Annotated in this window: 13 protein-coding genes and 1 pseudogene; 6 read left to right on the plus strand and 8 right to left on the minus strand. The window is 73.8% G+C overall.

The genetic code is table 11. The features are described 5' to 3' along the window. Both ABZV78_RS30055 and ABZV78_RS30060 read left to right on the plus strand, forming a co-directional pair. Positions 1-266 (plus strand): annotated as a pseudogene (locus ABZV78_RS30055) (hypothetical protein); the annotation flags it as partial. Positions 267-338: 72 nt separating this feature from the next. Further along, complete coding sequence (locus tag ABZV78_RS30060) at positions 339-929, plus strand: pyridoxamine 5'-phosphate oxidase family protein (RefSeq protein WP_355644010.1); 591 nt, start codon at positions 339-341, stop codon at positions 927-929. 12 nt (positions 930-941) lie between these two features. Here ABZV78_RS30060 and ABZV78_RS30065 read toward each other — a convergent pair whose 3' ends face one another. Next, complete coding sequence (locus tag ABZV78_RS30065; RefSeq protein WP_355644012.1) at positions 942-2,423, minus strand: peptide MFS transporter; 1,482 nt, start codon at positions 2,421-2,423, stop codon at positions 942-944. 221 nt (positions 2,424-2,644) lie between these two features. Between ABZV78_RS30065 and ABZV78_RS30070 the strand changes: the two genes are divergently transcribed. Next, positions 2,645-2,986 carry an RNA polymerase-binding protein RbpA gene (locus ABZV78_RS30070; RefSeq protein ID WP_046564157.1) on the plus strand — a complete coding sequence of 114 codons (342 nt, stop codon included), beginning with the start codon at positions 2,645-2,647 and terminating at the stop codon, positions 2,984-2,986. A gap of 68 nt (positions 2,987-3,054) precedes the next feature. Here ABZV78_RS30070 and ABZV78_RS30075 read toward each other — a convergent pair whose 3' ends face one another. The 5 genes from ABZV78_RS30075 to ABZV78_RS30095 form a co-directional block, all read right to left on the minus strand. Continuing rightward, positions 3,055-3,567, minus strand: a complete 513-nt coding sequence (locus ABZV78_RS30075) for an FxsA family protein (RefSeq protein ID WP_355644014.1) — start codon at positions 3,565-3,567, stop codon at positions 3,055-3,057. A 56-nt stretch (positions 3,568-3,623) separates the two neighbouring features. After that, on the minus strand, positions 3,624-4,412 hold the full coding sequence (locus tag ABZV78_RS30080) for a polyprenol monophosphomannose synthase (RefSeq protein WP_355644016.1): 789 nt from the start codon (positions 4,410-4,412) through the stop codon (positions 3,624-3,626). 25 nt (positions 4,413-4,437) lie between these two features. Further along, positions 4,438-6,042: an apolipoprotein N-acyltransferase gene (gene lnt, locus ABZV78_RS30085; protein WP_355644029.1), complete on the minus strand. Its 1,605-nt coding sequence runs from the start codon at positions 6,040-6,042 to the stop codon at positions 4,438-4,440. 69 nt (positions 6,043-6,111) lie between these two features. Beyond that, positions 6,112-6,510 carry a hypothetical protein gene (locus ABZV78_RS30090; protein WP_355644018.1) on the minus strand — a complete coding sequence of 133 codons (399 nt, stop codon included), beginning with the start codon at positions 6,508-6,510 and terminating at the stop codon, positions 6,112-6,114. After that, complete coding sequence (locus tag ABZV78_RS30095; protein ID WP_355644020.1) at positions 6,507-6,815, minus strand: hypothetical protein; 309 nt, start codon at positions 6,813-6,815, stop codon at positions 6,507-6,509. Before ABZV78_RS30095 ends, ABZV78_RS30090 begins: the two co-directional genes overlap by 4 nt. A gap of 128 nt (positions 6,816-6,943) precedes the next feature. Between ABZV78_RS30095 and ABZV78_RS30100 the strand changes: the two genes are divergently transcribed. After that, complete coding sequence (locus ABZV78_RS30100) at positions 6,944-7,708, plus strand: hypothetical protein (RefSeq protein WP_355644022.1); 765 nt, start codon at positions 6,944-6,946, stop codon at positions 7,706-7,708. Positions 7,709-8,134: 426 nt separating this feature from the next. Here ABZV78_RS30100 and ABZV78_RS30105 read toward each other — a convergent pair whose 3' ends face one another. Then, positions 8,135-8,548 (minus strand): cupin domain-containing protein, encoded by a 414-nt coding sequence (locus ABZV78_RS30105; protein WP_355644024.1) that lies wholly within the window; start codon positions 8,546-8,548, stop codon positions 8,135-8,137. A gap of 27 nt (positions 8,549-8,575) precedes the next feature. Continuing rightward, positions 8,576-9,598: a zinc-dependent alcohol dehydrogenase family protein gene (locus ABZV78_RS30110; protein ID WP_355644025.1), complete on the minus strand. Its 1,023-nt coding sequence runs from the start codon at positions 9,596-9,598 to the stop codon at positions 8,576-8,578. Between the two features lie 194 nt (positions 9,599-9,792). On the opposite strand from ABZV78_RS30110, the gene ABZV78_RS30115 reads away from it, so the two are divergent. After that, positions 9,793-10,686, plus strand: a complete 894-nt coding sequence (locus ABZV78_RS30115) for a helix-turn-helix transcriptional regulator (protein ID WP_355644027.1) — start codon at positions 9,793-9,795, stop codon at positions 10,684-10,686. Between the two features lie 167 nt (positions 10,687-10,853). Further along, a partial coding sequence (locus ABZV78_RS30120; protein WP_355644031.1) for a hypothetical protein occupies positions 10,854-10,909 on the plus strand: 56 nt, incomplete at its 3' end.

The raw sequence follows: 10,909 nt of genomic DNA on the forward strand, positions 1-10,909 counted from the left end.
CCAGCACCTTCCGGTGCCGGGAGATCGCCGGGAGGCTGATCGCCAACGGCTCGGCGAGCTCCGAGAAGCGGGACGCCCTCGCCGCCGACCTGGCCGCCGCGCGGCAGGCCGCCGCCGCCGTCGAGGCCCGGCTGGCCGAGCTGACCGCCCGGCTGGCCGCCGCCGAGACCGACCGCGACGCCGCCCAGCGGCGGGCCGGTCAGCTCGCCGACCAGGTCAGCGACCTGGCCACCGCTCTGGCCCGGCTGGGCTCCCGCACCGGCTGACGCCGCCGGGGCCACCGGCCACGGGCTGGGACGGGGCAGCGGGAGCTGGGCGCCGGCGAGGATGATCAGGGCGTGGGAAAGACGTACGAGCGCATCGACGGCCGGTTGCGGACCTTCATCGAGGCACAACCGATGTTCTTCACGGCCACCGCCCCGCTGGCCGGCGACGGCACCATCAACCTCTCCCCCAAGGGCCTGCGCGGCTCCTTCGCGGTGCTCGACGAGCTGACGGTCGCCTACCTGGACTTCGCCGGCGCCAACGCGGAGACCGTCGCGCACCTGCGGGAGAACGGCCGCATCACGCTGATGTGGTGCGCCTTCGACGGCCCGCCGAACATCGTCCGGGTGCACGGGCGGGGCGAGCCGGTGTTTCGCGACGACCCCCGGTGGCCGGAGCTGCTGGACCACTTCCCCGACATCGACCCGGGCTCGCACGGCCTGCGGGCGATCGTCGTGGTCCGCGCCGAGCTGATCCGCGACACCTGCGGCTACGCCGTGCCGCTGATGACCTACGAGGCCGACCGGGACCTGCACGGGCGGCGCTTCGCCCGGGAGGACGACGCCTCGCTGAGCGCGTACTTCGCCGGCAAGGAACACATTGCCACCAGCATCGACGGGCTGCCGGGCGTGCCGCTGCCGCTGCCGCCGACGCCGGCCAGGTGACCGCCGGGCCGGTCAGTGGATGCCGGCCATCAGGTGCCGGATCTGCCGGGTGAACATCACCGCGGCCAGCCCCAGCACCACCGACGCCAGGCCGAAGGTGACAAAGTAGGTCGGCTCGGACCAGCTCTCGGCCAGCCGGGCCACCTGCCCACCGATCGCGTCGCCGACGGCGGTGGCGAGGAACCACAGGCCCAGCATCTGGCTGGCGTACTTCACCGGAGCCAGCTTCGTGGTGGCCGACAGGCCCACCGGGCTCAGCGACAGCTCGCCGGCAACCTGGATGGCGTACACGGCGACCAGCCACCACGGCGAGACCAGGTCGCCGCCGACGGCGGCCTGCGCGGCGGCGGCCATCAGCACGAACGACAGGCCGTTGAGCACCAGACCGACGGCGAACTTCGTCGGCGTGGAGACCCGGTGGCCGAGCTTCAGCCACAGCGCGGCGGCCAGCGGCGCCCCGATGATGATCAGGATGGGGTTCACCGACTGGAGCCAGGACGCCGGGAAGGTGAAGCCGCCCACGTTCCGGTCGGTCTGGTCCTCGGCGAAGATGTTCAGCACCGACCCGGCCTGGTCGTAGATCAGCCAGAACGCGGCGGCGAAGACGAACAGCCACACGTACGCCTTCATCCGGCTGCGCTCGGTGCCGCTGATCTCCCGGTCGGTCAGGATCCGGGCGAAGTACGCGATGGTGACCAGCACGGTGACCACGGTGAGCAGGTTGACCACCGTGTTGACGGTGAACAGCCCGAGCAGGGCGAGCACGAGCAGCACCACGAGCACCGCCACGGTGACCACGGCGATCCGGGTCAGCGCCCGCCGTCGGTCCGCGCCGAGCAGCGGGTCGGCCGGCCGGGCGCCCGCGTCGCCGAGGTTGCGCCGGCCGAGCACGTACTGGAGCACGCCGAAGGTCATGCCGATCGCGGCCGCCCCGAAGCCCAGATGCCAGTTGATCTTCTCGCCGAGGAAGCCGGTGATCAGCGGGGCGATGAACGCGCCCAGGTTGATGCCCATGTAGAAGATCGAGAAGCCGGCGTCGCGGCGCGGGGAGTCCCGGTCGTAGAGGTCACCGACCATGGTCGAGATGTTGGGTTTGAGCAGGCCGGTGCCGAGCACGATCAGCGTCATGCCGGCGAACACGCTCCACCGGGCCGGGACGGCCATCACGTAGTGCCCGGCGGCGATCACCACGCCGCCCCAGAGCACGCTGCGCCGCGCGCCGATGAGCCGGTCGGCCACCCATCCGCCGGGCAGCGCCATCAGGTACACCATGGCGTTGTAGGTGCCGTAGACGGCGTTGGCGGTGGACTCCCCGATGGCCAGCCCCTCGTCGGCGACCGACGCGGTCAGGTACAGCACCAGGATGGCCCGCATGCCGTAGAAGCTGAACCGCTCCCACATCTCGGTGAGGAACAGCGTGGACAACGCCCGTGGGTGACCGAAGAAGGTCTTCCCGCCCGGCGGTCGGGCCTCGACCGGCGCGTCACTGGTCATCGTCACCTCCGCACACCTGGAGGCGGCTAACATCCCCATTGGCAGTCGAAACACTCCACCGATTCGGCCCGGCCGGGGACGACCCCGCCGGGCAGCTGTCATGACCGGCTACCCTTGAGGATCCCGACTCCGCGCCGGGCCGTCGGCGTGGCCGGGAATGGGGCGGCGGTGACGGGCCGTTACACCTGAAGACCAGCACCACGAACGAGGGGAAGTCGATCATGGGCGAGCGTATGCTGCGCGGTAGCCGACTGGGCGCAGTCAGCTACGAATCCGACCGCAACACGGAGCTCGCGCCGCGTCAGACCCGCGAGTACCTCTGCGCGAAGGGGCACCAGTTCGAGGTGCCGTTCGCCGTCGACGCCGAGGTCCCGACGACCTGGGAGTGCAAGTTCGACGGCAGCGTCGCCCGGCTGGTCGACGGCAGCGAGCCCGAGCAGAAGAAGGCCAAGCCGCCGCGCACCCACTGGGACATGCTGCTGGAGCGGCGTTCGATCGCCGAGCTGGAGGACATCCTCGCCGAGCGGCTCCAGGAGGTCCGCACCCGCCGCGGTCGCGCCTGAGCACCCGTAATGACGACAAGCGCCCCCGGGGATCACCCCGGGGGCGCTTCGTCATGTCTGTCCGGATTTCACCGGGGTTCGACGATCTCCCCCTCGATGGCCCGGCCCGGCTCGGTCACCGGCTGCGGCTGCGGGGTCGGCGCGGGCTGCGGGGCGCCTCGGCGCACTCGCACCCGGCGCGGCCCGAACAGGTCACCGGCGACCATCGACGACACCCGGCGCTCGGTGGCCCGGCGCACCCCGGCGCCGGCCAGGCGCCGCACCGGCGGCACCAGCAACAGCAGCCCCACCGCGCCGCTGACCAGGCCGGGCAGCGCCAGCAGCAGCGCACCCAGCAGGCCCACCAGACCGTCGGTGACCTGCCGCCCCGGCGGCTGTCCGGACTCGGCGGCGGCCCGGAAACCACGCCAGGCCCGCATGCCCTCCCGGCGCAGCAGCACCAGGCCCAGCAGCGAGGCCGCGAACACCAGCAGCACCGCGAACCCGAACCCGACGCCCCGGCCCACCAGGACGAAAACGGTCAGCTCCAGCAGCGCGAGCAGCAGCAGAGCCGGTGGTACGTACTTCAGTCCTCGGCGCATCTCACCTCATCCGCCCGGCGGTGTCATCACGCCCCTCCAGCATGACACGCCCGCGCTCACGGCCACCGGGCCAACGCGTCGGGACGGCGCACCGCCGCCCGCCGGTCCCGCAGCCCCCAGGTGGTGATCCGCCACAGCGCCTCGGCCACGATGAGCGGGCTCATCTTGCTGTCGCCGTGCTCCCGCTCGGCGAACGTGATCGGCACCTCGACCATCCGCACCCCGGCGCGGTGCGCCAGCCGGGACAGCTCCACCTGGAACGCGTACCCCTGGGAACGCACCGAGGCCAGGTCGATGGCGTCCAGCGCCGCCGACCGGTAGACCCGGTAGCCGCCGGTGGCGTCGGAGACCGGCACGCCCAGCGCCAGCCGCGCGTACAGGTTGCCGGCCCGGGACAGCAGCAGCCGCCGCAGCGGCCAGTTCAGCACCCGCGCGCCGCGGGTCCACCGGGAGCCGATCACCACGTCGGCGTCGCGGGCGGCCTCCAGCAGCGCCGGCAGGTCCTCCGGGGCGTGCGAGCCGTCGGCGTCCATCTCCACCACGGCGTCGTAGCCGCGCTGCCGCGCCCAGGCGAAACCGGCCAGGTAGGCCGCGCCGAGGCCGTCCTTGCCGGGACGGTGCAGCACGTGCACGTGCGGGTCGGCGCCGGCGAGCCCGTCGGCGATCGCGCCGGTGCCGTCGGGGCTGTTGTCGTCGGCGACGAGGACGTCCACCGCCGGCGCCGCCTCACGCACCCGGGCGACGATCCGGCGGACGTTGTCGGCCTCGTTGTAGGTGGGAATGACCACGAGGACCCGTCCCACCCCGGGATGGCCGACCGTCCGCCTGTCGGCTGCCACGCCCACCGTGTACCGCCTCCCGCCCGTCGTCCTATCCGGGGTCGGCCTCCCGGCGGCGGCGCAGCAGGGCCGCGCCGGCCAGGGCCGCGACGGCCAGCGCCGCGAGCGCCACCTCCGGCCACACCCCCACCGTGGTGGCCGGGGTACGCCCGTCGCCGAGCCGCATCTGCCGCACCACCACCGCGGCGGTGTCGAACCCGGTGGCCCCGTCTACCCGCCCGTCCGGGGAAACGAACCCGGACACCCCGACCGTGGAGGCCATCAGGGCGGCGCGACCGTGCTCGACGGCGCGCAGCCGGACCATGGCCAGCTGCTGGCGGGCTTCGGCCACGTCGAACGTGGCGTTGTTGGTCTGCACCACCAGCAGCTGCGCGCCGCCGGTGACGGTGTCCCGGACGATGCCGTCGTAGGCGACCTCGAAGCAGATCACGTCGCCGAGGGTGGCCGGGCCGGTCTCCAGCACGCCCGGGGTGCTGCCGGGCACGAAGTCGGAGCGGACCCGGTCGACCTCGGAGCTGACCATCCGGGCGATCTCGCGCAGCGGCACGTACTCGGCGAACGGCACGGGGTGCCGCTTGGTGTAGAGCTGGTCCAGGTCGGCGCCGCTGCCGGGGCGCCACAGCAGGCCGGCGTTGCGGACCTGACCCTCGCCGGGGCCGAGCAGCACGGCGCCGACCAGGATCGGCGCGCCGATCGCGTCGGCGGCCTGGGTGATCCGCTCGCCGGCGCCGGGGTTGCGCAGCGGGTCGATGTCGCTGGAGTTCTCCGGCCACACCACCAGGTCGGGGCGGCGTTGTGTGCCCGCGGCGACCTGTTCGGCCAGTTTCAGGGTGGCGTCGACGTGGTTGTTCAGCACCGCCTGCCGCTGGGCGTTGAAGTCCAGGCCGAGGCGGGGCACGTTGCCCTGGACGATGGCGACGGTGACGGTGTCGCCGCCGCCGCGTACCCCGGCGGGCACGGCGGGGCCGGCGGCGAGCAGCGCGGCGAGGGCGGCGGCCAGCCCGGCCACCGGCCGCCACAGCCCGGCGGGGCGGCGCCAGTCGCGCCAGGCGAGGGTGAGCAGGATCCCGCCGGCCAGCGCGACGGCGAAGGTGACCAGCGGGGCGCCGCCGAGCGCGGCCAGCCGCAGCAGCGGGGAGGTGTCCTGGCTGAACGCCAGCCGCCCCCACGGGAACCCGCCGAACGGGGTGCGGTCGCGCAGCGCCTCCTGCCCCACCCACAGCACGCCGGTGAGCAGCGGCCACGCCGCGCGGTGCCGGTCGGCCAGCGGGGACACCCAGGCGGTGGCGGCGCCGAGCAGCGCCAGGTAGCCGGCCTGGAGCAGGGACAGCAGCAGCCACGGCAGGTAGCCGGTGTGCAGGTTGGTCCACTCCAGCAGCGGCGCGAACAGCGCCACCCCGGCGAGGAAGCCCAGCCCGGCGCCGGCGCGCAGCCGCCGCCGGTGCGCCGCGGCGGCGAGCAGCGCCACACCGACCGGCGCGAGGGGCCACACCCCATAGGGCGGGAAGGCGACAAGCAACGCCAGACCGGCCAGCAGGGCCGCCGGGACGGCCAGTTTCAGCGGCAGCGGTCGCCCGCCGGCGCCCGGGCGTGCCCCGTCGGTGGCACGCGCTTCTTCCCGGTCGAGCGTCGTCACCGGCACCTCACCACGATCACGCGCCGAAGGCTACCCGGCGGGGACGCCCGTCGGCCCGTCCGGGCGGGGTCACGCCGGCAGCCGGATGACCGGCAGGTCGTCGTCGCCGTAGCGGGCCTCGCCGGTGAGGATCGGGGCGTCGTGGTCGAGGCAGGCCAGCACGGTGGCGGCCAGGTCGGCCCGGCCGGTGAAGCCCCGCCAGTACGCCAGCTCCTGCCACGAGCCGCCGTCCGTGGCCAGCACGGCGCAGGCGTCGAGGGCGAGTAGGCGCCGCAGCGCCGCCCGCTCCTTCGGGTCGTCGACGGCCGCGTACGCCTCGGCGGCCGCGACCGCGGTCACGCCGAAGCGCACGCCGTCGGTGATCACCTCGTGCAGCGTCTCCCCCACGTGCACCGACCCACCCAGGTACGCCAGCAGCGCCGACCGGTCGAGGACCAGCCGCACGGGCGGGGCGTCGGGGTCGCTCACGCGGCGGTGACCCGGCCGGCGGGATCCTCGTCGCCGGCCGCGACCTGCCGCACCCGTTCCCGGATCGCCTGGTAGCGCTCGGCGGGCCAGGCGACGTCGACGGCGGCGCGGGCCGCCCGCGCCCGGGCGACGCCCTCCTCGGTGACCGTGACGCCCTGGTGGGCCAGCTCGGCGTCGAGGGCTTCCCGGCGCATCAGCGCCCGCGCGGCGTGCACCAGGAAGGCGCTGGCGTTGGGTTCCCGTTCGAGGCGTTCGGCGACGTCCGGCGGGACCGAGATCGACAGTTTCCGCACCGCTCCGGTCATACCGGGAAGCATAACCGGTGCTACCGCCGCGCCGGGTCCCTCGGGCGCGGCGGCGCGCGCATCGAGGGATTTGCCTTGGTGAGTGGTGGGTACATCGAGCGCAGGCCGACCCTGACGGGAGGTGTCCGGTGAGACTGCGCAGCGCGGTGCCCGTGCTCGCCCTCGTGCTCTCGCTGACCGGTTGCGGCGTGGCGCGGGACCTCGCCGACGATCGCGCCGACGCGTCGCCGACGCCGAACTCGGCGGAGGCGCTGCGCCAGGCCGCGGAGGCGCTGCACCGCGCTCCGTACACCTTCCAGTTCCGGACCCACGACACGATCGGCGCGGGGGCCGTGGACGGCAGCGACGGCTGGCTGCGGTTCCGGGCGGTCGGGGGCGACGCCGGCAAGGCACGTCTGACGTTCGAGGTGCTGCACCGCGGCGGCCAGCACCTGGTCCGCAGCAACCCGCTCACCGGGGACCAGTGGACCCGGATCGACGTGCGCAAGGTCGATCCGGCGCGGCGGGCCCGCCTGGAGCGGTTCGGCGACCCGGCCCACGCGACCGACCTGTTCGTCGGCATCACGTCCGCCGAGGCGTCCGGGACGGGCCGCTACCGCGGCACGCTGGACTTCAGCCGCGTCCCGGACGCGGACGCCAGCGTGCTGGTGGACGAGAAGCGTCTCGCCGCCCTCACCCCGCAGCAGCGGGCCGCCGTCCCCTTCGAGGCCACGGTCGACGACCGGCAACGGCTGCTCGGCCTCCGGTTCACGCTGCCGGCCGCCGGCGGCGAGCCGGAGCAGCCGTCGGAGATCAGCTACTCGGAGCACGGGTTCAAGCCGGATCTCGGCGCGCCGTTCGAGGGCCGGATCGGTCCCGCCCCGGCCGCCGTCTACGAGGTCCTCAACAGTTGATCGGCGGAGACGAAAATCGGGGCGCGGCTCGCGCCGCGCCCCGATGCTCCCAGGCCCTTCCCGGCCGGTGGGGCGAGGACGATCAGCGCCGACCTTCGGACCGACCCGACGTGGACTGGCTGCCCCCGCCTGGCCGTTGTCTACTGGCCGTGCCTCTCGCCCTGCCCGTACACCGGTAACCGCGGCCGGTTCGCGCCGCCCCGCCGACCCCCGCCCGCTGGACCTGGCCGCCGCAACCTTCCGGTCGCTCGGCCAGCGGACGAAGGGACGAAGCGAACAACAGCCGCTTCCCGTGGTAGGACTCAAAGACGGTACGGCGTCCACCCCCGCCGCTGTCAACCCACCCCGGCCTGTCGTGTGTTGCGACACGGCGTGTCGCGTCGGCGCGTCTCGATGCGAACGTCGGTTTTCCGACGGTCCTCCGCGTCAGGCGTCGCGCTGGTTCGTGGTCCGGTACTGCTCGTCGGGGAGGGGTTCGAGCCAGGTGGTGGGGTCCTGCCCGCCGGGCAGCGCTTCGAGCATGGCGAGGTGGCTCATGAAGGTGTCGGCGGTGGCGCCGTGCCAGTGTTCCTCGCCGGGTGGGCAGACGACGGTGTCGCCGGCGCGGATGCGCAGCACGGTTCCGTCGCGGGTGCCGACCAGGCCCGCGCCTTCGGTGACGTGCAGGGTCTGCCCGACCGCGTGGGAGTGCCAGTGGGTGCGGGCGCCGGGGGTGAACCGGACGAGGGCGACGGTCATCCGGGACGGCTCGGTGCCGTTGTAGATGGGGGTCAGGTAGACGTCGCCGGTAAACATCTGCGCGGGTGTCTTGACGGTGGCGCTGACGGGCTTGAGTTCCATGGCGTGCTCCTCCGGATGGTCGGCGGGTCAGGGCCGCAGCAGCGTCTTGATGGCGCGGCGCTCGTCCATCGCCGTGTAACCCTCGGCGGCCTGGTCGAGGGGCAGGTCGAGGTCGAAGACCCGGCCGGGGTCGATCGTGCGGTCGCCGATCAGGCGCATCAGTTCCGGCAGGAACCGTCGTACGGGTGCGGGGCCGCCGTGCAGGTGCGCCAGGGACCAGAACAGGTCCATGCCGGGCACGGCCACGTCGTGGGTGACGCCGACGAACCCGACGTGCCCACCGGCGCGCGTGGAGTGGATGGCCTGCATCATCGACTCCTGCGTGCCGACCGCCTCGACCACCGAGTGCGCACCGAGCCCGCCGGTCAGGTCCTTGATCCTGGCCACGCCCTCGTCGCCGCGCTCGGTGACGATGTCGGTGGCGCCGAACTCGCGGGCGAGCTTCTGCCGGGACTCGTGCCGGCTCACCGCGATGACGCGCTCCGCGCCCAGCTGCCTGGCCGAAAGCACGGCGAGCAGGCCGACGGCGCCGTCGCCGACGACCGCGACGGTCCGGCCGGGGCCGGCCTGGGCGGCCACGGCGGCGAACCAGCCGGTGCCCAGCACGTCGGAAGCGGCCAGGTAGCTGGGAATCAGGTCGGCGGGCGGCACCTCGGGCGTGGCGACCAGGGTGCCGTCGGCGAGGGGCACCCGCAGGTACTGCGCCTGTGAACCGAGCATGCCCATGGGCACCCGGTGCACACAGGCGGACTGGTAGCCGGCTCGGCAGATCTCGCAGGTGTTGTCGGAGGCCCAGAACGAGCCGACCACGAACTGCCCCGGCTTGACGGTCGTCACCTCCGAGCCGACCTCTTCCACGATGCCGACGTACTCGTGGCCCATCGGCATCGGGCCCTCCACCTTCTGCACCCCGCGGTACGGCCACAGGTCCGAGCCGCACACGCAGGTCGCCGACACGCGGATGATCGCGTCGGTAGGTTGCTCGATCCGCGGATCCGGGCGGTCCTCCACCCGGATGTCGCCGGGTGCGTGCATGACGACGCCACGCATGATGTTCTCCCTTGCCGATCGTTCGACGTTGTTGCCCGCGAGGGTGAGCCGCCTCACGGATTGCCCCGATAGCGGGTGGCTAGTCCCCGCTCGGGATCCAGGTAACCCCCTTTCCGCGCCGGCAGGGAGTTCCTGGTGAGGGGTGTACCGGCGGTACATGGCTACCGCGGCCCACGCCGCGTACGGTCGACCGCGTGGACAACCAGGACCAGGTCCGCGACTTCCTCGTCTCGCGGCGCGCCAAGATCACACCGGAGCGGGCCGGCCTGCCGGCCGGCACCCGGCGCCGCGTGAAGGGGCTGCGCCGCAGTGAGGTCGCCGCGCTCGCCGACGTCAGCGTCGAGTACTACGCCAAGCTCGAACGCGGCCACCTCGCCGGCGTCTCGCCCGGCGTCCTCGAAGCTGTCGCGCGCGCCCTGCAGCTCGACGACGCCGAACGGGCCCACCTGCTCCACCTGGCCCAGGCCGCCGAGGGCTCCGACACCCTCGCCCGGCCCCGCCGCCGTCCGGGCCGGCAGGCGCCGCTGCACCGCAGCCTGCAGTGGACCCTGGACGCGATCACCGCCGGACCCGCGTACGTCAGCAACGGCCGCCTGGACCTGCTCGCCACCAACCAGCTCGCCCGCGGCTTCTTCAGCGACATATACGCCGCCGGCGGCTCCCCGCCGCCGAATCTGGCCCGCTACCAGTTCCTCGACCCCGCCGCCCGCCGCTTCTACCCCGACTGGGAGCTCATGGCCGACGTCACCGTCGACGTGCTGCGCACCGAGGCGGGCCGCGACCCCCACGACAAGGACCTGCACGACCTGGTGGGCGAGCTGTCCACCCGCAGCGACGCCTTCCGCACCCGGTGGGGCGCCCACAACGTCCGCCGGCACGGGACCGGCACCAAACGCTTCCACCACCCGGCCGTCGGGGACCTCACCCTCGCCTTCGAGACCCTCGCGATGACCGCCGAACCCGGCCTCACCCTCGTGATCTACACCGCCGAGCCGGGTACCGCCGCCGAGGACAACCTCCGGCTGCTGGCCTCCTGGGCGGCCTCGCAGGAGGCGGACTCCCGGGGCGAGAAGCTCTCCGCCGAATAACGCTCGCCGCGGCTCAGCCGGCCAGGTGCCGGCGCAGCAGCGCCGCCGCCGCGCCGGGGTGGTCGGCGGCGAGCAGCCCACCGGCGGCCAGGACGTAGTCGACGTCGACGACGGCGCGGGCGGCGCGGGGCAGCGGCCACCCGTGCCCGGTCGGGGACCGCAGGGTGATGGGAGGTCAGCTCCAGCACCTGTTGAAGATGGCCGAGCTGCCCAACATCACCGT

The sequence above is a fragment of the Micromonospora sp. NPDC004540 genome (genome assembly GCF_040610095.1).
GTDB lineage: Bacteria > Actinomycetota > Actinomycetes > Mycobacteriales > Micromonosporaceae > Micromonospora.

What these genes read in the sequence shown, in the direction of transcription:
- ABZV78_RS30065 (WP_355644012.1), bottom strand. Translation starts at nt 2,423, where the DNA reads ATGACCAGTGACGCGCCGGTCGAGGCCCGACCGCCGGGCGGGAAGACC.
- ABZV78_RS30070 (WP_046564157.1), top strand. Translation starts at nt 2,645, where the DNA reads ATGGGCGAGCGTATGCTGCGCGGTAGCCGACTGGGCGCAGTCAGCTAC.
- ABZV78_RS30075 (WP_355644014.1), bottom strand. Translation starts at nt 3,567, where the DNA reads ATGCGCCGAGGACTGAAGTACGTACCACCGGCTCTGCTGCTGCTCGCG.
- ABZV78_RS30095 (WP_355644020.1), bottom strand. Translation starts at nt 6,815, where the DNA reads ATGACCGGAGCGGTGCGGAAACTGTCGATCTCGGTCCCGCCGGACGTC.
- ABZV78_RS30105 (WP_355644024.1), bottom strand. Translation starts at nt 8,548, where the DNA reads ATGGAACTCAAGCCCGTCAGCGCCACCGTCAAGACACCCGCGCAGATG.
- ABZV78_RS30110 (WP_355644025.1), bottom strand. Translation starts at nt 9,598, where the DNA reads ATGCGTGGCGTCGTCATGCACGCACCCGGCGACATCCGGGTGGAGGAC.